The sequence below is a fragment of the Streptomyces albiflavescens genome (assembly GCF_014645835.1).
Classification (GTDB): Bacteria; Actinomycetota; Actinomycetes; order Streptomycetales; family Streptomycetaceae; genus Streptomyces; species Streptomyces albiflavescens.
On sequence record NZ_BMMM01000005.1, the window covers coordinates 342,310 to 365,451 of the forward strand.

General features: G+C 69.3%; 22 protein-coding genes and 4 pseudogenes. 19 read left to right on the top strand and 7 right to left on the bottom strand.

The window, feature by feature from the left end; translation table 11 throughout:
- Positions 1-3: 3 nt before the first annotated feature.
- The 4 genes and pseudogenes from IEY95_RS16670 to IEY95_RS50675 form a co-directional block, all read left to right on the top strand.
- Positions 4-936 (top strand): VOC family protein, encoded by a 933-nt coding sequence (locus IEY95_RS16670; protein WP_189186809.1) that lies wholly within the window; start codon positions 4-6, stop codon positions 934-936.
- A gap of 122 nt (positions 937-1,058) precedes the next feature.
- The gene (locus tag IEY95_RS16675; protein ID WP_189186810.1) at positions 1,059-2,030 is read left to right on the top strand and encodes a fumarylacetoacetate hydrolase family protein; all 972 of its coding nucleotides are present in this window, start codon (positions 1,059-1,061) and stop codon (positions 2,028-2,030) included.
- Positions 2,027-2,779: an SDR family NAD(P)-dependent oxidoreductase gene (locus IEY95_RS16680; RefSeq protein WP_189186811.1), complete on the top strand. Its 753-nt coding sequence runs from the start codon at positions 2,027-2,029 to the stop codon at positions 2,777-2,779. The genes IEY95_RS16675 and IEY95_RS16680 overlap by 4 nt, the downstream gene beginning before the upstream one ends.
- Positions 2,776-3,204, top strand: a pseudogene (locus IEY95_RS50675) (SDR family NAD(P)-dependent oxidoreductase); the annotation flags it as partial. The gene IEY95_RS16680 and the pseudogene IEY95_RS50675, both read left to right, overlap by 4 nt.
- A gap of 120 nt (positions 3,205-3,324) precedes the next feature.
- Here the strand turns inward: IEY95_RS50675 and IEY95_RS16690 are convergent.
- Positions 3,325-4,317, bottom strand: a complete 993-nt coding sequence (locus IEY95_RS16690) for a helix-turn-helix domain-containing protein (protein ID WP_189186812.1) — start codon at positions 4,315-4,317, stop codon at positions 3,325-3,327.
- A gap of 106 nt (positions 4,318-4,423) precedes the next feature.
- On the bottom strand, positions 4,424-4,945 hold the full coding sequence (locus IEY95_RS50680; RefSeq protein WP_373294476.1) for an 8-oxoguanine DNA glycosylase OGG fold protein: 522 nt from the start codon (positions 4,943-4,945) through the stop codon (positions 4,424-4,426).
- A 304-nt stretch (positions 4,946-5,249) separates the two neighbouring features.
- On the opposite strand from IEY95_RS50680, the gene cyaB reads away from it, so the two are divergent.
- The 5 genes from cyaB to IEY95_RS16715 all read left to right on the top strand — a co-directional run bounded on the left by cyaB (position 5,250) and on the right by IEY95_RS16715 (position 10,516).
- Positions 5,250-5,804 (top strand): class IV adenylate cyclase, encoded by a 555-nt coding sequence (gene cyaB / locus IEY95_RS16695; RefSeq protein ID WP_189186949.1) that lies wholly within the window; start codon positions 5,250-5,252, stop codon positions 5,802-5,804.
- Between the two features lie 572 nt (positions 5,805-6,376).
- The gene (locus tag IEY95_RS16700) at positions 6,377-7,357 is read left to right on the top strand and encodes a GNAT family N-acetyltransferase (protein WP_189186813.1); all 981 of its coding nucleotides are present in this window, start codon (positions 6,377-6,379) and stop codon (positions 7,355-7,357) included.
- Complete coding sequence (locus tag IEY95_RS16705; protein ID WP_189186814.1) at positions 7,354-8,694, top strand: ABC transporter substrate-binding protein; 1,341 nt, start codon at positions 7,354-7,356, stop codon at positions 8,692-8,694. The genes IEY95_RS16700 and IEY95_RS16705 overlap by 4 nt, the downstream gene beginning before the upstream one ends.
- Positions 8,688-9,650 carry a carbohydrate ABC transporter permease gene (locus IEY95_RS16710; RefSeq protein WP_189186815.1) on the top strand — a complete coding sequence of 321 codons (963 nt, stop codon included), beginning with the start codon at positions 8,688-8,690 and terminating at the stop codon, positions 9,648-9,650. The genes IEY95_RS16705 and IEY95_RS16710 overlap by 7 nt, the downstream gene beginning before the upstream one ends.
- The gene (locus IEY95_RS16715) at positions 9,647-10,516 is read left to right on the top strand and encodes a carbohydrate ABC transporter permease (protein ID WP_189186816.1); all 870 of its coding nucleotides are present in this window, start codon (positions 9,647-9,649) and stop codon (positions 10,514-10,516) included. Before IEY95_RS16710 ends, IEY95_RS16715 begins: the two co-directional genes overlap by 4 nt.
- On the opposite strand, the pseudogene IEY95_RS49035 reads toward IEY95_RS16715, so the two are convergent.
- Both IEY95_RS49035 and IEY95_RS16720 read right to left on the bottom strand, forming a co-directional pair.
- Positions 10,480-10,706: pseudogene (locus IEY95_RS49035) on the bottom strand (hypothetical protein); the annotation flags it as partial. The gene IEY95_RS16715 and the pseudogene IEY95_RS49035 overlap by 37 nt on opposite strands.
- Positions 10,707-10,743: 37 nt before the next feature.
- Entirely contained in the window at positions 10,744-11,178 is a 435-nt protein-coding gene (locus IEY95_RS16720; RefSeq protein WP_229703025.1) for a 2'-5' RNA ligase family protein, read from the bottom strand.
- A 211-nt stretch (positions 11,179-11,389) separates the two neighbouring features.
- Between IEY95_RS16720 and IEY95_RS16725 the strand changes: the two genes are divergently transcribed.
- The 5 genes from IEY95_RS16725 (at position 11,390) to IEY95_RS16745 (ending at position 15,615) form a co-directional block, all read left to right on the top strand.
- Positions 11,390-11,929: an Hsp20/alpha crystallin family protein gene (locus IEY95_RS16725; protein ID WP_189186817.1), complete on the top strand. Its 540-nt coding sequence runs from the start codon at positions 11,390-11,392 to the stop codon at positions 11,927-11,929.
- A gap of 156 nt (positions 11,930-12,085) precedes the next feature.
- Positions 12,086-13,198, top strand: coding sequence for a baeRF2 domain-containing protein (locus IEY95_RS16730; protein WP_189186818.1), 1,113 nt, complete (start codon positions 12,086-12,088; stop codon positions 13,196-13,198).
- Between the two features lie 161 nt (positions 13,199-13,359).
- Positions 13,360-14,052, top strand: coding sequence for a haloacid dehalogenase type II (locus tag IEY95_RS16735; protein ID WP_189186819.1), 693 nt, complete (start codon positions 13,360-13,362; stop codon positions 14,050-14,052).
- A 515-nt stretch (positions 14,053-14,567) separates the two neighbouring features.
- Complete coding sequence (locus IEY95_RS16740) at positions 14,568-14,801, top strand: hypothetical protein (protein ID WP_189186820.1); 234 nt, start codon at positions 14,568-14,570, stop codon at positions 14,799-14,801.
- A gap of 154 nt (positions 14,802-14,955) precedes the next feature.
- The gene (locus IEY95_RS16745; protein WP_189186821.1) at positions 14,956-15,615 is read left to right on the top strand and encodes a hypothetical protein; all 660 of its coding nucleotides are present in this window, start codon (positions 14,956-14,958) and stop codon (positions 15,613-15,615) included.
- Positions 15,616-16,194: 579 nt separating this feature from the next.
- On the opposite strand, the gene IEY95_RS16750 is transcribed toward IEY95_RS16745, so the two are convergent.
- Positions 16,195-16,593, bottom strand: coding sequence for an STAS domain-containing protein (locus IEY95_RS16750; protein ID WP_189186822.1), 399 nt, complete (start codon positions 16,591-16,593; stop codon positions 16,195-16,197).
- Between the two features lie 267 nt (positions 16,594-16,860).
- The gene (locus IEY95_RS16755) at positions 16,861-17,154 is read right to left on the bottom strand and encodes a hypothetical protein (RefSeq protein ID WP_189186967.1); all 294 of its coding nucleotides are present in this window, start codon (positions 17,152-17,154) and stop codon (positions 16,861-16,863) included.
- A gap of 99 nt (positions 17,155-17,253) precedes the next feature.
- Between IEY95_RS16755 and IEY95_RS16760 the strand changes: the two genes are divergently transcribed.
- The 5 genes and pseudogenes from IEY95_RS16760 to IEY95_RS50690 all read left to right on the top strand — a co-directional run.
- Positions 17,254-17,916, top strand: a complete 663-nt coding sequence (locus tag IEY95_RS16760) for a response regulator (RefSeq protein ID WP_189186950.1) — start codon at positions 17,254-17,256, stop codon at positions 17,914-17,916.
- A gap of 110 nt (positions 17,917-18,026) precedes the next feature.
- Positions 18,027-18,668: a GOLPH3/VPS74 family protein gene (locus tag IEY95_RS16765; protein ID WP_308429318.1), complete on the top strand. Its 642-nt coding sequence runs from the start codon at positions 18,027-18,029 to the stop codon at positions 18,666-18,668.
- A 43-nt stretch (positions 18,669-18,711) separates the two neighbouring features.
- The gene (locus IEY95_RS16770; RefSeq protein ID WP_189186824.1) at positions 18,712-20,307 is read left to right on the top strand and encodes a carboxylesterase/lipase family protein; all 1,596 of its coding nucleotides are present in this window, start codon (positions 18,712-18,714) and stop codon (positions 20,305-20,307) included.
- A gap of 172 nt (positions 20,308-20,479) precedes the next feature.
- Positions 20,480-20,863, top strand: a pseudogene (locus tag IEY95_RS50685) (tetratricopeptide repeat protein); the annotation flags it as partial.
- 659 nt (positions 20,864-21,522) lie between these two features.
- A pseudogene (locus tag IEY95_RS50690) lies at positions 21,523-21,570 on the top strand (hypothetical protein); the annotation flags it as partial.
- Positions 21,571-22,442: 872 nt separating this feature from the next.
- On the opposite strand, the gene IEY95_RS16780 reads toward IEY95_RS50690, so the two are convergent.
- Positions 22,443-23,114: a hypothetical protein gene (locus IEY95_RS16780; RefSeq protein ID WP_189186825.1), complete on the bottom strand. Its 672-nt coding sequence runs from the start codon at positions 23,112-23,114 to the stop codon at positions 22,443-22,445.
- Positions 23,115-23,142: the final 28 nt, after the last annotated feature.

A 23,142-nucleotide genomic window follows, 5' to 3' on the forward strand; every position in this document is an offset into this window, starting at 1 on the left:
ACCATGCGTCTGCTCACCCACCTGCGGCACGTCGACCTGGCCGTGCCCGACTACGACAAGCAGCTCGACTTCTACGCCGGCGTCTGGGGCCTGACCAAGGTCGCCGAGGACTCCGGCATCTCTTTCCTGGCCGCCGAGGGCTCGCCCGAGCAGTACGTCGTACGGCTGCGCCGGGCCGACGAGAAGCGTCTGGACCTCGTCTCGTACGGGGCCGCGAGCGCGGCGGACGTCGACACACTCGCCGAGCAACTCCTCTCGGACGGCGTGCAGTTGATCTCCCAGCCGGGCAAGGTCGACACCCCCGGCGGCGGCCACGGCTTCCGCTTCTTCGACGTCGACGGCCGCACCATCGAGGTCTCCGCCGACGTCGAGGTACGGCAGCACCGCAGGATCGAGGAGAAGGAGTCGATCCCGGTCAAGCTGTCGCACGTCGTCCTCAACTCCCCCGACCTGAACCGCACCCGGGAGTGGTACGAGCGCCACCTCGGCTTCCGCCTCTCCGACACGCTCAGCTCACCGCACATGGGCGAGGTGATGCACTTCATGCGCATCAGCAACCAGCACCACTCCATGGCCATCGCCCAGGGCCCGCACACCGCCCTGCACCACGTCTCCTTCGAGATGCGCGGCCTGGACGAGTACATGCGCGGCTCGGGTCGGGTGATCCGCTCCGGGGCCCGCAAGGTCTGGGGCCCGGGCCGGCACACGGCCGGCGACAACACCTTCACCTACTTCCTCGACCCGCACGGCAACACCGTCGAGTACACAACGGAGCTGGAAGCACTGGACGAGGACACCTGGCACCCGCACGTGTACGACTTCTCCCAGCCCGACGTCGCCGACCAGTGGGGCACCGCCAACCCCATGAACGAGCTGGTCGCCAAGGAGTCGTTCAACGACCTCGACCGCGGAGTCTTCGTCGCCCCGCCGGTCTGATCCCCCGAGTTCCGGGGGCGCGGCGGCCCTGTCAACTGCCCTGACTCCCCTCGCCGCACCCCGGGTCCCCTTCGTTCCCTCACCTCGCAAGCCCGCAGAACTTCGAAGCCGGGAGCCCGCACATGCGCTTCGCCGCCTATCAACACCAACAACAGCGTCGGGTCGCCGTCGTCGGAGAGAACGGCACCCTCTACCCCGTCCCTGGGGCCCGATCGCTCACCGAGCTGATCCAGTCCCTCGACGGCCTCGACGCGCTGCTCGACGCGGGCGCCGCCACCCTCGACGTCCCGGCGGGACCCCATGTGTCCGAGGTACGGCTGCTGCCACCTCTCCAGCCGCCCACCGTCCGGGACTTCGTCACCTTCGAGGAACACGTCGAGGGCGTACGGCGGTCCGTGGACGGCACCGCCGGGGTGCCCGACGCCTGGTATGACGCCCCGACCTTCTACTTCACCAACCCGTACGCGGCGATCGGCCCGTACGACGACGTCCCCGTCCCACCGGGATCGCGGGTCCTCGACTTCGAGCTCGAGGTCGCCGCCATCATCGGCCGCGAGGGCCGCGACCTCACGCCCGCACAGGCCCGCGACCACATCGTCGGCTACACCGTCTTCAACGACTGGTCCGCACGCGACCTCCAGTCGGCGGAGATGAAGGTCGGCCTCGGCCCGTGCAAGGGCAAGGACACGGCCACCACACTCGGACCGTACCTGGTCACCGCCGACGAGCTGGAGCCGCACCGCGACGAGGACGGATTCCTGCGCCTGGCGCTCACCGCTGAGATCAACGGCGAGGTCGTCGGCAAGGACCTGCTGTCCAACATGAGCTGGACCTTCGAGGAGATGGTCGCCTACGCCGCGCGCGGCACCGACATCCGCCCCGGCGACGTCCTCGGCTCGGGCACTTGCGGCAACGGCGGCTGCCTGGCGGAACTGTGGGGCGTGCGAGGGCAACGGACACCGCCGCCGCTGAAGCCCGGCGACACCGTCACGCTCACCGTCGAGGGTATCGGCACCACCTCCAACACCGTCGTCGAAGGGGGCGCGCCCGTCCCGCTCCCCGCCGCCCGCCGCCGCACCCGGGAGCGCCCGTGACCGACCTGCACCCCAAGAGGCTGCTGGGAAAGGTCGTGGTCGTCACCGGGGCGGCCCGGGGCCAAGGAGCCGCCGAGGCGAAGGCGTTGATCCGCGAGGGCGCCCGTGTCATCGCCACCGACGCGAAGCCCGACGGCGACTGCCGCCACCTCGACGTCACCAGCGACCAGGAGTGGGCCGAACTCGCCGCCGAACTGCGGGAGTCGTACGGCCAGATCCACGGCCTGGTCAACAACGCGGGCATCACCTGGCGCGTCCGCCTCGGCGACGTACAGCCCGAGGACTTCGCCCGCGTCCACGCCGTCAACGTCACCGGCCCCCTGCTGGGCATCCAACACCTGGCACCGCTGATGCCACCCGGCTCGTCGATCGTCAACATCGGCTCGTCCGCCGCGCTCACCGGCCACTACCCGGTCGCGTACACCGCCAGCAAATGGGCCCTACGCGGCCTGTCCAGGACCGCGGCCACCGAGCTAGGCCCGCGCGGGATCCGTGTGAACACGATCCATCCCGGCTTCATCGAGACCGAGATGACCGCCTCGGCGGCCCCGGCGTTCCGCACGGCGAACGTCCGCGAGACCCCGCTCGGCCGCACCGGCAGCGTGGCCGAAGTCGTCCCGCTCGTGGTGTTCCTGCTGTCCGACGAGGCGTCGTTCATCACGGGCGCCGAGATCCCGGTCGACGGCGGTCTGACCGCCCACGGTGGAGTCAAGTCCCTCTCGGACACGCTGCGTACGGAGGCGTCATGAGGCGGCTCGACGGCAAGGTCGCCCTCATCTCGGGGACGGCCCGCGGCCAGGGCCGGGCGGCGGCGCTGCGCTTCGCGGCCGAGGGCGCGCTTGTCGTCGGAGGCGACCTGCTGCACCAGGCGGCCCTGGAGACCCAGCGCCTGGTGGCAGAGGCGGGCGGCACGGCCCTCACGCCCGGTCCGCTGGACGTCACGGACGAAGACTCCGTGCGGTCGTGGGTCGAGGAGGCGGTGGACGCCTTCGGCGGCATCGACGACCTCTACGCGAACGCGGGCGCCGTCCGCTTCGGCGCCGTCGACACCCAGCCGTACGAGGACTTCGCCTTCACGATGCGTGCCGAGCTGGACTCGGTGTGGCTGGCGGCGCACGTCGCCTGGCCGCACCTGATGCGCAGCCGAGGCCGCATCCTCACCGTGGGTTCGACAGCCGGTCGCCTCCGACGAGGCCTCGTACATCACCGGCGCCAACCTCGTCGTCGACGGCGGCTGGTCGACCGTACTTCCTGGTTGAAAGGAGGACGCCGGGGCGAAGCACAGGGAGGGACTTCAGCCGGGACGCCCGGCGAGGTTCCGCGACTGCGGTTCTCCGTGGCTTCGGCGGTATTCGCCTGGGGGCATTCCGTAGCGTGCCTTGAAGGTCCGGCTGAAGGCGGTGGCATCGGAGAAGCCGGCGCGGATCGCGATCGCCGCGACGCTCCGGCCGGCCAGACGGGGGTCAGCGAGGTCGGCCCGGCAGCGCTCCAGCCGTTGCTCGCGGATGAATTCGCCGACCGTCCTGCCGTCCTCCCGGAAGAGGTAGTGCAAGGCGCGCAGCGAGATGTGGTGAGCCGCGGCCACGGCCGTTGGGGTGAGCTCCGGCTCGCCGAGCCGGGACCGAATGAAGGACTTGATCTGATGCAGCTGTGCCGCCCGCCGTGCCGCTATCGTCTGCGGTCCGTCAGCGTCGCTCAGACTCGCCAGGAACGCGGTGGTCAGGTCGACCACGGCAGATGCCAGCCGGTTGGTCTGACCGGCCTCCAGCCTGGGCCCCTGCTCGACGAGCCCACCGAGCAACTGGCTCAGCAGGGCACCGAAGCCCGTCCGGCACGGCAGCGCAGTAGCCACCATCCGACGCAACGCCTGCTCCGGGACGGGCACCATACGCCGGGGCAGATGCAACACGATGGACTGGGCCACGTCGTCGGTCGCGATCGATGCCCAGTACGGCTGAGAGGTGTCGTAGAGCACCAGGTCACCCGGGCGCGGATTTACCTGGTTGCGGCCCTGCTCCCGCTGCATGGCCCCTTTGACGACCAGGGCCAGTACCCACAGTTCGGGGTCGGAACGCTGGATGAGGCGTCGCGAACGAATCGACTGCATAGCCGGGAACTCGACGCTGGAGACACCGATCCCGTCGCCCAGCGACAACAGCGTCGCCGAGGCGGAAAAGTCCGCGACGTGCTCGGTGACGATCTGGTGCGGTGCCATGTCGCGGGCCACCAGTTCGCAGAACCAGCTGTACCGCTCGGCTGCCGGCAGGTCCCGGCTACAAAGCGTCATCACCCTTTAGTCCCACCCGTCTTGGCGGCCGCCCCAGGCAGACGGCAAGGCACCGCTCCTGTCCCACACGAATAGTCTTGCACCGTAAACAGCCTGGGGAAGCGCCTTATGCGTCAAGGACAGCCATGACGAGTCCGACAGTTCGATCGCGCACACCCCCGTATGTCGTGCGCGGAACGTCAACAGTTCCTGCGTCGGCCATCAATGACCTGCAGAGTCTCGGGCGGCGAGGATAGGGCCTGACGACCACATGAGACGGACCGTGGTACGGGGCGGCCACGGCCGCCAGGCGGAACCCGGGGATTACGGGGGGAAAGTCCCCGGGCTCCGCCTGGCCCAGCCCCTGTCTGGCCAAACCCGGTCCCGATACCAGCCGTTCCTGCGGTGTGCCGTCAAACATCGAGCCATGGCGATGCAGCGTCCGGCCGCCGTTCGACGAGGTCCAAGCCGCGGCCCCTGCCGCGGACGTCAGTCCGACGTCCAACCCGACGCGCGTGGCCTGGGTACACACGACTCGCGCGACTCTCTGGCCCAGGCTCAGCGTCCGAGGGGCAGCAGGAGCTTCCGTCGCCAAGTCGAGGAAACATAGGAGCTTGGTGAAGAATGCCGGCCCAAGCCACAGCCCCATCCCCTTCACCACGGCCCGCGGCACGCGGCCCGCAGCTGGCTGAGGCTCGCCTACTGGGACTTGGCGAATCGTCCACCATCCAGCGGTACCGGTACCGCATGCTGCCCAGAGGGCGGCTCGTCCGCACGGACTCCATCCTCTTCGTCAGCGCCTTCGAGCGGAGTGGGAAGGTCATGAGAGCGCGACGTACAAAATGATGGGTACACCACACGGCCCCGCGCCCATGTACCCGGGGTTCCGCAGCATGCGCAAGGCGTTCGTGGATGCCGCGCAGCGCCGAGCCAGAACCGAGAGGGGAACCCTGGTGATCGAGGCGGAGTTGAAGGCTCGCGTTCACTCACCCGAGGCGATCATGCAGCAACTCGACGAGCGCGCCGAAGCCCGTGTCGAGGTCTACCAAGAGATCTACTACGACGACCCGGCGGGCAGCCTGGAGAAGCGGGATCAGGAACTGCGGGTGCGGACCATCCACGGCCCCAACGGACTCCGCACCCTGCTTACCTTCAAGGACACCACAGTCGACGAAGGTTCCGGCTCGAAACCTCGGCACGAAACCAGGGTCGAGGACTCCCAGGAAGCGCATGCCATTCTGCAAGGCCTCGGCTACGTGCCGGCCATGGCCTTCGAAAAGCGGTGCCGTAACTACGACTTCGAGGCCCGCGGCCGGCATATACTCGCCAGGCTCGTCCGTGTCCCCGAGATCGATGGGACGTTCCTCGAGATCGAGACGATCGTCGACGAGGACGACGCGACATCCGCGCTCGACGACATCCGCGGCGTCCTCGCCGAGTTGGGCATCGGGCCAGAGGACCTTACGCCGGAGACGTACTCAGGCCTCGTCGCCGCGCAGCGCCGCTGACCCCCGGGCATCAAGACGAGCCCCTGCCTGGCAACACGTGGACCGCGAGAACATCGGCGTACCGATGGGAAGGTTCGCGGGCCACTGGAGGCCGCTCCGGCCGGCGGAGAGCGGCTCCATATGCAGACCGGGAGCCGTTCGAGCTCGCGGTCGTTGATGAAGCGCACGCTCCGGGCCCCGACCCCGGCAGCCAAGGTCGGCGAAGGGCGGCCGGGAAGGCATCAGCGGTCTTCCAGCGAGGCGTTGCGGCCCTCGCCCCATGACATCGCCCGCGAAGGCGCCCAGAAGGCAGTGCGGGCGGGCCCGTCGGACCTGTCCTCGTCGACGGCCAGGAGCACGAGCACAAGCGGGGTGCCTGGTACGCCAACCAGCGGCAACGCCGGGACAGGCTCGCCCAGGAGCAGCGGACCACACTCGCGAAGCTGTGCGTGGAGTGGGCGTGACACCGGCGGCGGCCGGTCGTTTGAGTCAGTAGGTCAAGCGAAGTGCACGTCGAAGCCCCGAGAGTCACGCCCCGGGGCTTCGACGTTCGACGCCGTCCGCGACCGGTGTATGGAAGGACAACCCCGTCGATGAACGATCGCACGACAAAAACCCGGACCGAGATTCGTGGCTTCCGCGCGGGCGACGGCCCGCAGTTGGTGGAGGCGTGGCGCCGGAGTGCACCGGCCGACTCCATCACCCCGGACCGCTTCCGCTCCCTGGTGCTGCTCGACGCCAACTTCGATCCGGAGGGGCTTCGGGTCGCCGTCGACGGCGAACGCGTCGTCGGCACCGCCTACGCGGTGCGCCGTCTGACGCCGATGAGCGGCACCGACCTGGAGCCGGAGCAGGGCTGGATCCCGTTCTTCTTCGTCGACCCGGCCGCCCGCGGGCGCGGCCTCGGCCGCCGGCTGCTGACCGACGCCCTCGACTGGCTGCACAGCAACGGCCGCATCCGGGTGGACTTCTCCTCGTACACCCCGAACTACGTGCTCCCCGGCCTGGACGCCGAGGCGTACCCGGAAGCGGCCGGGCTCCTTGAGTCCCTGGGCTTTCGCACTCTGTACGAGGCGGCGGCGATGGACCGCGGCCTCGTCGGCTACCGCATCCCGGAGGATGTCTCGCGCCGCTTGGACGAACTGACGGCGCAGGGCTACCGGTTCGCCACCCCGTGCGACGACGACCTGGTGGACCTGTTCGCGCTCGCCGCGAACCACTTCGGCCCGGACTGGGTGTGCACGATCCGGGACTGTCTGGCCGCGGGCACGCCGCTCGACCGGATTGTCGTCGCCCGGGACCCTTCGGGCCGCCTGGTCGGCTGGGCGATGCACGGCACGTTCGATTCGGTGGACGAGCGGTTCGGTCCGTTCGGCGTGCTGGAGGAGATGCGCGGCACCGGACTCGGCAAGGTCCTGCTCCACCTGGTCCTGGAACGAATGCGGGCACGCCGTGCGCACTCCGCGTGGTTCCTGTGGACCGGTGAGCAGTCCCCGGCGGGCCACCTGTATCGCAAGACCGGTTTCACCACGACCCGGGTGTTCCGCGTGATGCGCCGAGAGGCCGCTCGATGACGCCGTCGCGACGCACCGGCGGCCTGAGTCGCCGTCACTTCGCGCTCGCGCTCCCCTCGGCGCTGCTCGCCTCCGGATGCGCCGCGCCGCATCAGGGCACCGGGCGTCCCGGGGATCCGATCGTCCTCACCCTGCTCTCCCACTACGCCAGCGGGGAGCTCAAGGAGGCCCTGCAGGGCCCGGTCGACGAGTGGAATGCCACGCACGACCGGGTCAAGGTGCGGACGAAAGCTGTCGAGTTCACGGACCTGCTGACCACGTTCATGGTCCGGCAGGCCGCGGGCCAGGGCGCCGACATCATCCAGCCGTACTGTCTGTGGAACGGCCAGCTCGTCCAGGCCGGCGTCCTGCGGCCCGCTCCGTCCGAGCACACCGCGGAGATCACGCGCGGCTACGGCAAGGCCGCGGTCGGCGCCGCGTCGGTGGGGGGCAAGGTCTACGGCTACCCCACCGAGGTGCAGACGTACGCCCTCTACTACAACAAGCGGCTGCTGCGCGAGGCCGGCATCGTCGGCCCTCCGCGCACCTGGCGAGAGCTGGAGGAGACGGCCTACCGCACCGCCAAGCGGGACCGGTACGGCAACACGCTGGTCCAGGGGTTCGGGCTGTCGACCTACGACGACTCCACCACCGTCGGCCAGACGCTCGCCCTGCTCAACGCCGCCGGCGGAACGTTCGTCTCCGCGGACGGCAGGGGCACCGCCATCGACTCGACCGCGGGCCGGGCCGTGTTCGATCTGGAGCACCGCCTCGTCGTCAAAGGTGCGAGCGCCCCCGGCATCAACGTCTACAAGGCGTTCCAGTCCGGGCAGGTGGCCATGGTGGTCAGCGCCGGCTGGTGGACGGGCAGCCTGAAGGCCCAGATGGGCAAGGACTACCGCGATGTCGGCGTCGCACCCGTGCCCGTCCCCAAGGCGGACGACGCACCCGCCACGCTCTCCACCGGCTTCATGCTGGGGGTCAACACGGCCAGTGAGCACCCGCGCGAGGCCTGGGAGTTCCTGCGCTGGCTCAACACCGAGAAGGTGGACGTGAAGAGCGCCAGGAAGGGTGCGACAGCGACCCGGATGAGCTCCCTGCAGGTGTCGGTCGGCTCCCTGACCGGCCGCGCCGACGACATGCGGACGCTCCTGGGCCAGGGCAGCGATCCGAACCTGCGCCCGTTCCTGGACGCGCTGGCCTACGCGGTGCCGGAGCCGAATGTGCCGGGCGCGCAGCAGGCCAAGTCGCTGCTGCGCAAGAACATCGAGGCGTTGTGGACCGGTCAGCAGTCGGTCGACGAGGCACTGCGCACCACCCGCCGTCAGGTCGACCAGGAGGTGTCGCGCTCATGGTGAACACTCTGGCGCCGGAGACGACCGAGCGGGCGGCGCACAGCCCGCGGTCCGCCGGGCCCGCCGTCGACGGCCGCCGCCGGGCCCGGCGCCACCAGGCCGTCGTCGCCTATCTCTTCCTGGCGCCGACGCTGCTGTTCTTCGCGGTCTTCCTGATCCTGCCGCTGGGCTTCGCGCTGCTGCTGTCGATGTCCCGCTGGGCCGGGTTCGACCTCGACGACATCGATCCGGTCGGCCTGGACAACTTCACCGGCCTCTTCGCGGACGGATCGACGTTCCTGACGCCGATCCTCACCAATACGCTGCTGTTCGCCCTGGGCACCGTGGCCCTGGCGCTGGCGGGCTCCGTGGTCGTCGCCACCTGCATCAACAACCTGCGGTTCCAGGGTCTGTGGCGCACCCTGTACTTCCTGCCGATCGTCACGACCGTCGTCGCCGTCGGCAACGTATGGAAGTACATGTACGAGCCGGGCGGGCTTGTCAACGGCGTCCTCAACGCCCTCGGGCTCGGCTCGGTGGCGTTCCTCCAGGACCCGGACACCGCGCTGCCCTCGGTCGTGGTCGTACAGGCCTGGGCCTCGGTCGGCTCGGCGATCCTCATCCTGACCGCCGGGCTGAAGTCCATCCCCGAGTCGTACTACGAGGCCGCGGCGCTGGACGGCGCCGGGCCTGTCACCGTCTTCTGGAAGATCACGCTGCCGCTGCTGCGGCCGTCCCTGCTGTTCGTGTGCATCACCCAGTTCCTCACCGGCCTGCAGTCGTTCGCGCTGATCATCGTGATGACCAAGGGCGGGCCGGGTGACGCGACCAATGTGGCCGCGCTGGAGATGTACCGGCAGGCCTTCAGCTACGGCGACTGGGGCACTGCGAGCGCCGCCGCCTTCATGCTGTTCGTGGTGGTCCTTCTGGTCACCCTGGTGCAGTTGTGGATCTTCCGGCGCAAGGGGGAGGACGCATGAACCGTCGCCGTTTCCCGTGGCTGTCGTATCTGCTGGTCGCGACCGGCGCCGTGCTCACGGTGGTGCCGTTCCTCGACATGGTGATGACGTCCTTCAAGGGGCCCGGCGAGTCCGGCACGCTGCCGTACCGGTTCCTGCCCAAGGCGTTCGACCTGTCCAACTACCGGGCGGCGATCCACCAGCTCGATCTGCCGGTGCTCTTCCGCAACAGCGTCATCGCCACCGCCGTGATCACCGGATCGGTGCTCCTCACGTCGTCACTCGCCGGCTACTCGCTCGCCAAACTCCGCTTCCCCGGCCGGGACTTCATCTTCCGTCTCGTGCTGTCGACGATGATGTTCCCCCCGTTCCTCTTCTTCATCCCGCACTTCCTGATCCTGGTGCACTGGCCGCTGGCGGGCGGCAACGACCTCTTCGGACGCGGCGGCGCGGGCCTGACCGTCAGCATCGTGGCGCTTACCATGCCGTTCCTCGTCAACGGCTTCGGGATCTTCCTGATGCGCCAGTTCATGGTCTCGATCCCGGACGAAGTCCTTGAGGCCGCGCGCATCGACGGCGCCGGCGAATTCGCCGTGTGGTGGCGGATCGTGGTGCCGCAGACCAAGCCGGTCCTGGTGACGCTCGGGCTGCTGACCTTCGTCGACGCCTGGAACGAGTACATCTGGGCGCTGCTCGTCTCGACCGCCAACCCGGACGTGATGACCCTGCCCGTCGGCATCCAGCTCCTGCAGGACTACGTCGACCCGACCCGCACGATGCCCATCGTCATGGCCGGCCTCGTCCTGAGCATCCTGCCGGTCCTGATCCTCTTCCTGCTGCTGCAGAAGTACTACATCCGCGGTGTCATGCTCAGCGGCCTCAAGTAACAAGCTGTGCGACAACTCCCGCCGCCGCAGATGCGGGCACGTTCCCTGCGTTGGGCGGCCAAGACGTCGCGGTGCCCCGCGCAGTGGTGTTGCGCCAGCGCAGGTAGGCGTGCAAGGCACGGGGCTGGACGGTGTGGTCGGGGTGGTTCGAGTTGGCGATGGTGAACTGTCGCCGCGGTCCGAAGCGGGCCAAGTCGTGCCCGATCAACTTGCGCCCCGAGACCACTTCAGTCCTCTGACAATCGGCGGACCTCGCCCGTGCCCAGCGTGATCACTGCCCGGGGCCGCATGGATTCCTCGCCGCGCCGGGAGAGCAGGACCACTTCCTCCACCACGGCCGACAGTGCGCCGAGCCGCGCGGCGCACTCAGTGGCCAGACGCTGCGGGTCCTGTGTGCGGCCGAAGGACAGATGTGGGGTGAAGCGGCCGCCGCGCCCGCAGCACAGCGGGAATCGCAGCCCCAGCGTCCTGTGGAGACGGTCCCACGGCACCAGGCCCGCCGCGGCCGGATCGAGCCACACCGTCGCATCATGCCGGTGCCGGAAGTACCGCACGCCGGCCAGACGGGCGGTGAACGCCGTGCTCTCCGCCACGGCCGCGCAGAGCAGCGGCACAGCCGGCGCAAACTCCTCCTCCGGTACGAAGCCGAACAGCAGATTCACGTGCGGCGGCCACCGGTACCTGCGGATCGTGCTCCCAACGGATGTGCTGGATCGCCGGCCAGAGCTCCTGCGGCGGGAGCCACGCCACAGCGACGGCGCGACCTCACATGAGCTGACAGGAGGCGTTCGCATGGGCCGATTCGCCAGGTCGGGCGCAGACTCACACTATGGAAATCGACCCGATGCCACACTTTCGCGGAGGTGAACCGCGATGACGCCGCCGGTACGACACCGGCCTGGCAGCCTGCCGGAGAGGGCGTTCCCCGCCTTCGGACGGGGTGAACCGGTCGCCGCCGAGTTCGACGAGCGGTTCGTGCACATGAACCGGCTGATGGATGGTGCCGCCACCACTCCTGCCGCGTTGTCCTGGTCGTCTACGGCAGACATGCGTAAGACCGACAGCGCCCACGTGATCGAGGCGGAACTGCCCGGAGTCAAGCGAGGCGACATCGCCATCGAAATGAGCGAGCGGGAGCTGCGCATCACCGGCAAGTGCAAGGCGAGGGGGCATGAAAGCGTCCTGCGCCTCAGGACCCGCCGCACCGGTCACTTCGAGTACCAGGCCCTCCTGCCCGCCGGTGTCACGACGGACGAGGTCAGCGCGACCCTCGGCGACGGCGTCCTGACCGTCACCGTGCCCAAGGCCCAGGCCACCCGAGCTGCGGCACATCGAAATCACCCCTGTCGCGCCCGGTCCGGTACGTCGCGATGCCGTCGCAAGGTAGTCGAGCCGTCGGCTCTGCTCTCCTGACTGCGTGCTCGACCGATCGGCCGGCGCCTGAAGAACTCGCGGCGTCCTCGGCCCGCAGAGCAGCGGATCGGGCGAGCAGACACAGACTGTCATCTCTCGACTTCGGAGCGGGACCTCTAGCGACACACCGGCCGAGAGTGCACTCGGGAGCGGAGCATGAGACTTTCCTTCCTCGAACACTTGTACAAGCAGCCGGGCCCCTTCGCATCGGTCTATCTGGACACCTCGCGCGACAGCGCCATCGAGGATCCCGTCGCCGCCATAGAACTGCGCTGGCGGCACCTGCGGGACGCACTGACGTCCGAGGGAGCCGACCAAGACTCCCTCGCCGCGGCGGCAGAGGCCGTAGGCAGCGACACCGAGGTCCCTGGCGCCCACGGGCAGGCGGTGTTCACCGCGCATGGCCGACTGGCCCTGCTGGACGAGCTGCCCGACCCACCCGCACGGGACACCGCGCACTTCGGAGCGCTGCCGGACACCCTGCCGCTGATCGTCCAGCACTCCCCCGAGATTCCTTACGTGGCGGCGCACGTCCACTACAGCGGCCGTCACTCCACGGACGCCACGGGAACCGTGCGGATCGAGGCCGAGATCGGCGTGTGGCCCCTGACCAAGGTCACGCCGGGGCACCGCCTCCGCGAGGAGATCCCGGTGACCGACTGGCTGAACGCCGCCGCAGTCACAGGCCGGAAGCTGGAGGGCCACGCACGGCGCATCGACGCCGAAGCGGTGGTCGTCGCGGGAGATGTGTGGGCCCGCGGCATTCTCGTGCGCCGGCTCCCTGCCCCCCTGCGCAAACGGGTCATCACCGTCGTGGGCGCCGGCGAGTCCCGGCCGCGGCGGGCGCTTCTTGAGCACCGGCTCGAAAGCCTCTTCAGCGAACGCATGGCCGAGCATGACCGGTCCCTGCTGGCAGCCTTCCTCGCCCAGCTCGCACACGACGGAGCGTCGGCCAGAGGCCTGGCCCCAGCCGTGTCGGCCCTGCAGCGCCGTCGGGTCAAAGCACTCTTCCTCAACAACCACCCCGAGTCGCCGCTCCGCCTGTGGGCCGGCCCGCAACCCAGCCACCTCGCCCTCACCGAACAGGAACTGCGCTCCTACGGCATCCAGGACGTCAGCGAGGAGCGTGCCGACGCGGTGCTCACCCGCGCTCTGGTCGGCACCCGGGCCGAGCTCGTCCTCGTGCCCGAGCAGCAGGTGAGACTGCACGAGGGCGTGGGCGTCCTGCTCCGCTACACCGAACCCGGCCCCGGGTGTGACCGCGTGTGACCACGGCACGTGGAGAGGCCGACCGCGTGGGGCTGGCTTCTTGGTCGCACGAGTTGCCGTGTTGACGTACCCGCTCTGCCCCGGCACGCTTCACCAACACCGTTGGCGCAATGCGATGTTCCGGGCCACGTTGCGCCCGACCATCATCAAGAGGAGACCGGATGGCCGAGGCACGCGACCTCGAGGTCGTCGTCTTCGACGTCCTCGGAACGATGGTCGACGAGCCAGGCGGACTTCGAGCGGCCATTCGCGACGCAGTGCCCGCGTCCGACGACGGGTCCGTCGACCAGCTGCTCACTGTGTGGCGCAAGCATGTCGAGCACGAGCAGCAACGCATGGAGAAAGAAAGCCGGGCATACGCCAACACCGAGATCATCGACCGCGAGGCAGCTCAACGCGTAGCCGACTGTGCCGGGCTCACCGACCCGCTCGCAATCGAGCGACTGGCTACCGCGGGTCAGCGCCTAAAGCCCTGGGACGACTCCCTCTCCGGACTTACGCGCCTCGCGCGGCGATTTCCTGTACTGGGGCTCTCCAATGCCAGTCGCGCGACTCTGCTGCGTCTCAACGCATACGCCGGGCTGCGCTGGCACCAAGCCTTGTCCGCCGAAGATGCCCAGGCCTACAAGCCCGCACCCGAGGTCTATCAGCTCGCGGTCGACGCGGCAGGATGCCCATCAGAGCGGATGTTGATGGTCGCTGCCCACGCCTGGGACCTTCGCGGAGCTCAGGCGATGGGAATGCGAACCGCCTACGTTCAGCGACCAGTCGGGGATCCTCCGAAGAGGACCGACACCTTCAATTGGAGTGCAAACAACCTGGATGAGTTGGTCGCCGCACTGACGGCGACGTAGAAGCACCGATCCGACGAATGATTCCCGCGTCCAGGTGTGGACGTTCGCCGAATCGGCGTCGCGTCGAACTCTTGTCCCCGAACCACGAAGTTCCCGGCTTCACCGGCGACATCGGTGAAGCCGGCGACGCTTCGCCGTGTGCTGGAGGGGGCTGGCGGTCTCGGAGGCTCGCTCAACAGCTTGCCCCAGGCGCCTGTTGTCTGCGGCGAGTTCCTCGTTGGCCAGGGTGAGCGCCTGGATCTCGTTGGCGTAGGTACGGACGAGGTCCTCCAGGGCGGCCAGGTTTTGAGACGCCTCACGTTGGTCTGGGGCAAGCCATGGTGTGGCGGTCAGCGAGTTCCGACCAAGGTTCTCGACGAAGGACGCACACAACGGCTCCGGCCCGTCGCCACGGGGGAAGGCGACGGGCCAGACCTTCCGCCCACGGTGCCACATCCGCGCCGTGGCCGCAGCCGCTTCGCGATGCCGGCCTGCACTTCCGGGTGTCCCCGGCGGCAGCCAGGAACACCGGGAAGGTGCCGGTTGAGGTTCGCGACGAAGCCAGGAGCGGGCGCGCGGATACGGGCCGCGGGGACGTCGCAGGCGAGGGCCTGGACGGCAAGGTTCGTGCCGGGTGTGGCGGCCGCGCCGAAAAGGGTGTGCAGGAGTTCCAGTCCCTGGCGGGCCGTGTCGCCGACGCGGAGATCGTTACGCGGCTCGGTGAAGATCTGGGCGATGTCGTCGGCAAGTGGACGCACCGGCGTCCCTAGCCCACCTGGGCTAACAGGCGCGCATGTCCCAGGCATCGGGCGGCACAGTGTTGATGCAAGCTCCGGGAAGCTGCTTCCCCCGTCGCACCGCATATGCCGGCAGGAACAATCACCCTCGGAACGAAGAGCACCGTCTGAGGTGCTGGGAGGATTCGTGCACGACAAACCGCTGAGCAGGATCGTCAGCGAGCTCTTGCGTCTACGCCACGACTCGTCGCGCACGTCACAAGACCGGTCGGCGCCTGCCGGTTTCGGCTTGGATCCCGCTCTGGTCAGCGACTTCGTCGCCGGCACCCTGGATCCCCAGGGCGAGGCGGCACTTGCCGACCAGGTGGCGCGGCTCCTGCCGTTCCACTGGGTCCTGCCCAACAAGACCACCGAGTCGGTAACGCAGGTCATCGACCACCTCGGTGGTCAACGTGAGCTGATGGCCTGGCTGGACCGACACGCAGGGCTGCCTCGACTGGTGGCACGGATGTACGTCCTCGAGGGACTGCTCGATCAATTCAGCGAAGAGCGCGCGGTCGTCACCGCCCTGCGCGAATCACGGGAGCAGACCCCCTATCCACCCGGCCTCAGGGGTTACCTGGTTCCGGAAACCGACGATGAAACCCTCGGCAGCATCGCCTTCAAGATCGAGGAACTGCTGGGCGACGGTCGGAAGGATGAGGCTGTTGAGCTTGCGCTGGCCACGGTGGCATGGCTCCGCCAGGTCGCGCCGCGCGCGGAACAACTCGATTCCAAGGTCGGCGACATGGGTGAGCTGATGGATCATGTTCGCCAGGACATCCAGGCTGCGGCAGCCGAGACCTGAGCAACGCAGCCCTCGGCGGACTCGGGGCTATTGCGGGCCGCAAGTCGCGCTCAGACGTCGGCCGCCGTGCGTGGGACGTGGCCCCAGGGGCGGCCGGCGCGTCCGTTCGCGAGGTGGTCGGACGGGCCGTCCGGGCCGGTGAGCCGGCTCAGTCTGCCGTTCGGGGCTTCGCTTGGTCGAGCAGGCCAAGGCCCGTGCCCGGAGGGCAGTGGATGCACGCGGGGACGCCCTCGACGAGGGTCCGGCGCGCCTCGTCCGGCGTGACGCAGCAGCGAAGGCTCTGGCGCCCCGCCCGGGCAGGACTCCCCCGCCCGCGAGGCTCGGGGTGCCAAGGGGCCGTCACGGGCTCGTCTCGCGCCTGTGGCTCGGCCGCCCCGAGCGCCGACCGCGGCCAGCACGGCAGCCACCGTGAGGAGAGCTCTCAGCTTCGGTGGAGTCGACGAGGCACGATGGCAACGTATCCATCCGAGGGCAGAGGCCTCACTGCCGGACGCCTGCACGGCTGCACGGCTGCACGGGCCTCGTCGCACGCGAGGTCGCCCCCTCGCCGACCGCCGCGCTTCGGTCGTCACCCTCACCTCAGCCATGGGGCCAGTGCGCGAGACCACTGCCCGATGGAGCCTGAAGCGTTGCTTCCTCTGGTGAGTCGTAGAACTCGTACGCATCATGGAGGCCGCTGATCTCAAAGACCTTGAGCAAGCGCGCCGAGGAACTCGTGATGCGGAGTGAACCCTCGCGCTCACGGATGCGCTTCGTGCTTGCTACGACCGCCCCGAGCCCTACGGAGTCCAGGAACGGTACAAAGCACAGGTCCAGGACGAGGTGGCGGTGCCCCTCATCGAGCAGCTTGATCACTGCTTCGGTGATCCTGGGCGAGGTGTGGACGTCTATCTCGCCATCGACCTCGAGAACGGTCCAGCCGTTCACCACGTCGTAGCTGATGACCATGCGCTCGCTGCGGATGATGTTCGTTCGCATTGCCATCCCTCTTCACGCCTTCCGGACGGCATAAGATCTCCAGCATGGCGCCTAGCCCGGGCGTGCTCAGGTGCCTCTGGCTGTCTGCAGATATGTCTGACTCCACTCCAAGCCGCCTGCATCCTGATCGCAAGCTGAAATCATGTCGCGCCCTCACCCACGGCTGGGGAGAGAGACCCGACCGGTGGAGACGCGGCGACGACAGCATCCGGCTACGGCTACCAAAAGCTGATCAGCCACGACTGAGCCCCCTCCCGATCTTGGCTTCTACTGATCGTCGCAACACCCGACACCGATCTGCACGCCATCGGCGCCCGGGACGGCGAAGGAGGCCGGCCCCTGGTGCCGGGACACGAGTTCACCACCGTCGGGCCCGAGCGCCTGGCGCAGCGGCAGATGCCGTACCCCTGACCGGTCGAGCTCGTCGACCATGACGGCGCCGGTGGCGACCGCCACCTCATGTCCCGCATGCTCGAACGCCTGCGCCAGTGGCACCAGGTGCAAGGAGATCGGCGTACTGGTCAGCACGATCCGCTTGGACGTCTTCTTCCTCCAACTCAACCGGCGTTCCTATGGGACCTGCCTGACGCAGACCACGTCATCATGGACGGAGGGGGACGCCGGGCCGTTCTGGCGAACACTGTTGATGGGATGCCGTTCATGACGATCCGGGTCGTGGTGGCCGACGACGAAGAACTGCTGCGCACCGGCTTCCGTCTGGTGATCGATTCCTGGGACGACCTGGCGGTGGTGGGTGAGGCGGGTGACGGACGGCAGGCGGTGCAGGTGATCGGCCGCACGCGGCCGGACGTGGTGCTGATGGACATCCGGATGCCCGGCATGGACGGGATCGAGGCCACCCGGCAGATCGTGGCTTCCGGCAGCGTGGCCCGGGTGCTGATGCTGACCACGTTCGACGAGGACGATCACGTGCTGGCGGCGCTGCGGGCGGGCGCCAGCGGTTTCCTGCTCAAGGAGATGGAGTCCGCCGAGCTCGTGGCGGCGATCCGGGCCACGGTGCGCGGGGACACGCTGCTCGCGCCGGGCCTGACCAGCCGCCTGCTGAAGCGGTTCCTGCGCACCGCGCCGGACGGGCGCACGACGCCGCCCGCGCTGACACGCCTGTCGGCACGCGAGATCGAGGTGCTGACCCTGATCGGGCAGGCGCTGTCCAACGCGGAGATCGCCCGTCGGCTTTCTCTGTCCGAGGCCACGGTCAAGCGGCATGTGGCTGCGGTGCTGCGCAAGCTGGAGCTGCGGGATCGGGTCCAGGCGGTGGTCGCCGCCTACGACCACGGTCTCGTTCGGCCGCGCGGTTCATGACCCTCCTCCTTGAGGAGGAGGCGCCGCGCGGGTGATCCTCACGGTCCATCCCGAAGTGCGACCCCAGGTCGATCACGGGCGGGCGGTGGCGCCGTAGCGTCGCAAGCGTGATGAATGCCCTGCCCTACCGCATGTACCTGCTGGCCTACGACGCGTCGGCGCGCGGCCCCTACGACCGCGCCCGGACCGGATTCCTCGTCCGCGTCGCCGCGCTCGTCGACCTCACCCTGCGTGGCCACCTGATGGAGCGCGAAGGGGCGGTGCGGGTGACCGAGCCCGGCCCGGTGGGCGATCCGGTCCTGGACCGTGTGCTGGACGAGGTGGCCGCATCCACACACGGCTGGAAGCACCTGACACGGCGGCGTGGGACGCAGACCCTGCAAGCCGTGGAAGACCAGCTCGCGGCGCGCGGTCAGCTCATCGTCGAGCCGGGCCGGATCCCGGTCCTGTCCGGGCGGCATGCGACTGTGCCGGACCCGGACGCCGTACGGGCGCTGCATGCGTACGTGACCGCGATCCTGCGCGCCGCTACTTCGGCACACGAGGTCGCCTTGGAGGATGCCGCCCTGGTGGCACTGGCCGCGGCCGGCCGGATCGGCTCGGTGGTGTCCGGACAGGACCGGCGCCGGCACCGTGCGCGGATCGACGACCTGACCGGCCGGCTGGGTGAGCTCGCGCCGGGCCTGGAGGCGACAGTGCGCGGCCTCCGTACCACCATGATCGCCGCGCAGGGCGGCATGGGCGGCAGCTGACCTGCACCCCGAGCACCCGACCCGAGCAGGAAGGCGTACGCCGATGAAACCAGGGCGAGCAGGGCAAATAGGGCAATGGTCGGCGGCGCTGGTGTGCGCCGTGCTGGCCTCCACCGCAGTGCCGGCCCGGGCGGAGACACCCGAGCTTCGACAGGCCGCCGTACCCGTCGTCCGCGCCGCACCCGTCGTGCACACCCAGGCCGGTGCCGTGCGCGGCACCGCGGGGGAGGGCTACCGCACTTTCGACGGCATCCCGTATGCCGCACCCCCGGTCGGCCCCCTGCGCTGGACGCCACCACACCCCGCACGCCCATGGAAGAGGGCGCGGGACGCCACCCGGTCCGCGAGCCCCTGCCCGCAGCCGGCCGGCGAGGTACCCGGCGGCAGCACCACCGAGGACTGCCTCTACCTGAACGTGACCACCCCCGACGTCGCCCGCCCCGACCGCCCCAGGCCCGTGATCGTATGGGTGCACGGCGGCGGCTTCACCAACGGCGCGGGCAGCTCCTACGACGCCCACCGCCTCGCCACGCGCGGCAATGTCGTTGTGGTCACCCTCAACTACCGCCTCGGCGCCCTCGGCTTCCTCGCGCACAGCGGTCTGCCGGGCTCCGGCACCTTCGGGCTCGCCGACCAGCAGGCGGCGCTGCGCTGGGTGCGGGCGAACATCGGCGCGTTCGGCGGTGACCGGCACAACGTCACCCTGGCCGGCGAGTCCGCGGGCGGCTTCAGCGTCTGCGCCCAGCTCGCCTCCCCCACCGCCGTCGGCCTGTTCGACCGCACCATCATCGAGAGCGGACCGTGCACCGGCCGCGCCGACCGTTTCTTCGCCCCGTCCGCCATCTCCCTCAAGGCGGCGGACACCACCGGGGCGAAGCTGGCGAAGGAGGTGGGCTGCGGCGCTGCCCGGCACGTGGTGGCCTGCCTGCGGCGAGTGAGCACCGCCCGGCTGCTCGCCGCCCCGGACACCCCCCAACAGCCCGCCTACGCCACCGGACTCCTGCCTCGCGACCCGAACACCGCGCTCACCCTCGGCGCCGTGCACCACGTGCCCGTCCTCATCGGCTCCAACCACGACGAGGGCAACGGCTGGGCCGCCGCCGTCATCCAGGCCGGCACCCGCATCACCCCCGCCAACTGGCCCCAGACGGTGGCCGGCTTCCTCCCCGACCCCGCCCAGGCCCCCACCGTCGCCCGCACCTACCCGGTCACCGAAACGAACGGCGGACCGGTCCTCGGCGCGGTCATCGGAGACTCCAACTACTCCTGCCCCACCCTGCAAACCGGCACCCTCCTCGCGGCCCATGTCCCCGTCTGGCGCTACGAGTTCGCCGACGAACACGCCCCGCCGCTCACCTCCGCCCCCACTCCGTTCCCGCTCGGCGCCCCGCACGCCAGCGAACTGACCTACCTCTTCGACCTCGGCGGCCACCCCCGCACCATGCCCCCCGCCCAGCACCGCCTTGCCGACACCATGATCGACTACTGGAGCGGTTTCGCCCGCACCAGCAACCCCAACACCCCGAACACTCCCACCTGGCCGGCTGGTTCCGTCCAATCCCTGGCTCCCGACCAGACCGGCCCCACGCATACGACCGCCGCCGCCCACCACTGCACCCTGTGGAACACCCTGCCCTGACCAGGGACGAAAGCGGCCGCGAGGAGGCGAACCGGCTCGTCACCCCCAAGTGCCCGGGGCACACGCTCTCGCCGGCCGTTCCGGAGCCCAGTAACCCGCCGAACCGCACCCGTTCTGACGAGCCTTCCCACGTCCGCCCGTACCTGCGGCCTCACGCCGCTAGTGTGGTCGTATGTCCCGCAAGCGTCGCCGAACACCGCACCAACCCGCCCCCGCCGAGCGGACATACGCCACGCAGGCCGAAGAGCTGGAGGCGCTGGCCCGGGAGTATCCCGAGGATCGCGAGGAGATCCTCGTCGAGGCCGCGGGCAGCTGGAATGACGCCGAGGAATACGACCGCGCGCTCGCGCTCTACCAGCAGCTGCTGGACACCAAGTGCGAGGACCCGCACCTGATCGAGGCATACCGGATCAGCACCCTGTGGGACGCCGGACGCGCCGATCAGGCCCGCGAAGCGGCCGGCCGTCTGCGACGACAGCACCCCACCGATCCAGGTGCCTGGAACTTCGTCGCCGAAGCATTCGAGACCGCTGGTGAACTCCGTGACGCCGCAGACTGGTTCACCGCCGGCATCACCCATCTTCTCGGCCCCGCCACTCCCCTCACCCCCAGCGCCGTCGAACACGCCTCTGACCCCAGCGGCATCGAGATGCTCGTCATCGGCCGCCACCGGGTCCGGCGCCGCCTTACCCAGCCGCACGACGCCCTCGACACCCTCGCCGACGACCTGCACGAACACCGCCCCAGCCTGCTCCGCGGCTCCAGCACACTCGACGACCTCCACGATCCGGACCGCCTACGGGCCGCCGAAAGCGGCGACGAGGACGCCCTGCAAGCCGAGTTCGACAAACTCACCGCCGAGGTCACCGCTCGTCGAGCAGCCCTGTCCCGACCCCGCATGACATGCGCACTGTTCTGGCCCGAGACCGAGTTCACCCAACTCCTTGCCCGGTGGCCCGCACTGGCGGACCACTACGGCGCCGAACACCACGAGCACATCCGCCTCACCGAGGAGCTCCTGCACCGCCGGTCCGGGGACGGCGAACCCCATCTGGGCATCGCCCGGGGCACCATGGCCGACTTCGAGGCGTTCACCCGCGATGAGGACCTCCCCCACAGGACGGCGACACCCGGGCCCGATACGCCGCCGATCTCGCCGCCCGCGGCCAGGCCCAGACATGGCCCCCACCCCGCAACAGCCCCTGCTGGTGCGGCTCCTCCCGCAAATACAAGAAGTGCTGCGGCAACCCCGCTCTGACCTGACCCCAGACCCATCAACATCCAGAAGGCGTCATTCAGCCCACTCCCGGCTGAGCCCAGGAATCGCCCCAGGTACGGCCAGTTAGGGGTGTGGCCTCAACTATCGCCCGCGGGTTGGTGGCGTCACCGCCGGGCGAGGGCATGGTGGTATCGGTCCCGCGCGGCCGTTCCCTGGCAAGCCGTTCTGGATGTTGCCTGCCGCGGCTCGGGCCTGTACGGGCTCCGCCTCGGCGAGAGCGCCGACGAGATCGGCGGCGGATGGTCGGTGGTTGATGAGGTCGACGCCTTCCGCCGGCCCACACCGGAAGCAGAGGGACTTCTCCCGGCGCCACGGCATCGCGACAGTCCTGCCGGGCCTGGGGGTCCGCGGCGAATTCGGCCTTCCGGCTCCTCCATTGATCGAGGAAGGAGTGGTCGAAGACGCGCGCCATGTTTCGCGGCGGCCAGGCTTTCTCTACCGATACCGCGATTCGCTCGAACGCGTCCACGGCGCGAGCGCCACACCGGCCGAACAGAACAGAGCAGCGGCTGCGAGCAGGGCATCGCTGCGGGCCGACCTGGCCAACGCCCGCTGCGGACCCGGTGGATCAGGCGGCGGACGTGGCTGATCTTGTCGTCGGACCTCCGTCCTCGCTCACCTGACGTGAAGAATCCGAAAGCGATCGGGTTCCGCCGGATCTCGATCAACGACTTGGATTGGCGTCCAAGCCCATTGCCGCCGTCTCCCCATTAGCTACGTGGAATCACGCGCCGCAGGATGCGCTGCGTATGGTGCAGCGTCCCCACGCACTGAGGAGATCTGTTGGGCGGCGCGGTGGTGAGCCAGGCACGGTCGGCGTCACCGTGACGCGGCGGCACCGCGTCCGGACGGGCCGTCATTCCTGGACCGGGTATCCGATCTGGACGAGGTCCTCCGCGAGGCGTGGGATGGGCACCGCCGGGTTCAGCAACGACACGACGCTCTGGGTGAGCGGGCGCAACGCATAGACGTGCCGGACGGCCGTGACGTCCACCGCCACCTCGTAGTACTCCTCCGCGAACCGCTGGTATGCCTCGGGACGGCCGTCCAACAGGACGTCGAACAGCCACTCGGCGCTGCAGCCGTCTTCCACGCCCTCCGGCAGAGGCGCGACGGCCCCTGACTTCCATACGGTGTCGGCTTGTTCGCGCCAGAAGCACACCGTCGCTCGCGGCGTCCCGTGGTCGCTGAAGGCGGGCTCCGTGACCTGGGCACGAAATGCCTCCGGCACCCCGTCGAACAGGCCGGGCCACGGGGCCGGAGGCGTCACTCGATACGGGGTCATCGGCGACTCGTGATCGAAACCGCGGACATAGGCGCCTGCCCGTGAGAAAACAATCGAGTACTCGTTGCCGCAGCCGTCGCGCATCGAGGCCATCTCCTCCGTCGGCGACCATTGGGAGTCGAACGAGAAGTATCGGTACTCCCACTCCGGGCTCAGGATGGCATCCAACATCGCCAGGGCGCGGGAGCGGTCCCGAACGATCGAGATCTCGGGCAACTGGCGGATCAGCTCAGAGAATGGCACGGCCACATCCAAGCCGATCCCACTGACA

Excerpts from the sequence above, each read along its gene's own strand:
- IEY95_RS16670 (WP_189186809.1), top strand. The coding sequence starts at position 4 with ATGCGTCTGCTCACCCACCTGCGGCACGTCGACCTGGCCGTGCCCGAC.
- IEY95_RS16675 (WP_189186810.1), top strand. The coding sequence starts at position 1,059 with ATGCGCTTCGCCGCCTATCAACACCAACAACAGCGTCGGGTCGCCGTC.
- IEY95_RS16690 (WP_189186812.1), bottom strand. The coding sequence starts at position 4,317 with ATGACGCTTTGTAGCCGGGACCTGCCGGCAGCCGAGCGGTACAGCTGG.
- IEY95_RS50680 (WP_373294476.1), bottom strand. The coding sequence starts at position 4,945 with ATGGGGCTGTGGCTTGGGCCGGCATTCTTCACCAAGCTCCTATGTTTC.
- IEY95_RS16700 (WP_189186813.1), top strand. The coding sequence starts at position 6,377 with ATGAACGATCGCACGACAAAAACCCGGACCGAGATTCGTGGCTTCCGC.
- IEY95_RS16705 (WP_189186814.1), top strand. The coding sequence starts at position 7,354 with ATGACGCCGTCGCGACGCACCGGCGGCCTGAGTCGCCGTCACTTCGCG.
- IEY95_RS16710 (WP_189186815.1), top strand. The coding sequence starts at position 8,688 with ATGGTGAACACTCTGGCGCCGGAGACGACCGAGCGGGCGGCGCACAGC.
- IEY95_RS16715 (WP_189186816.1), top strand. The coding sequence starts at position 9,647 with ATGAACCGTCGCCGTTTCCCGTGGCTGTCGTATCTGCTGGTCGCGACC.
- IEY95_RS16725 (WP_189186817.1), top strand. The coding sequence starts at position 11,390 with ATGACGCCGCCGGTACGACACCGGCCTGGCAGCCTGCCGGAGAGGGCG.
- IEY95_RS16730 (WP_189186818.1), top strand. The coding sequence starts at position 12,086 with ATGAGACTTTCCTTCCTCGAACACTTGTACAAGCAGCCGGGCCCCTTC.
- IEY95_RS16735 (WP_189186819.1), top strand. The coding sequence starts at position 13,360 with ATGGCCGAGGCACGCGACCTCGAGGTCGTCGTCTTCGACGTCCTCGGA.
- IEY95_RS16750 (WP_189186822.1), bottom strand. The coding sequence starts at position 16,593 with ATGCGAACGAACATCATCCGCAGCGAGCGCATGGTCATCAGCTACGAC.
- IEY95_RS16760 (WP_189186950.1), top strand. The coding sequence starts at position 17,254 with ATGACGATCCGGGTCGTGGTGGCCGACGACGAAGAACTGCTGCGCACC.
- IEY95_RS16765 (WP_308429318.1), top strand. The coding sequence starts at position 18,027 with ATGAATGCCCTGCCCTACCGCATGTACCTGCTGGCCTACGACGCGTCG.
- IEY95_RS16770 (WP_189186824.1), top strand. The coding sequence starts at position 18,712 with ATGAAACCAGGGCGAGCAGGGCAAATAGGGCAATGGTCGGCGGCGCTG.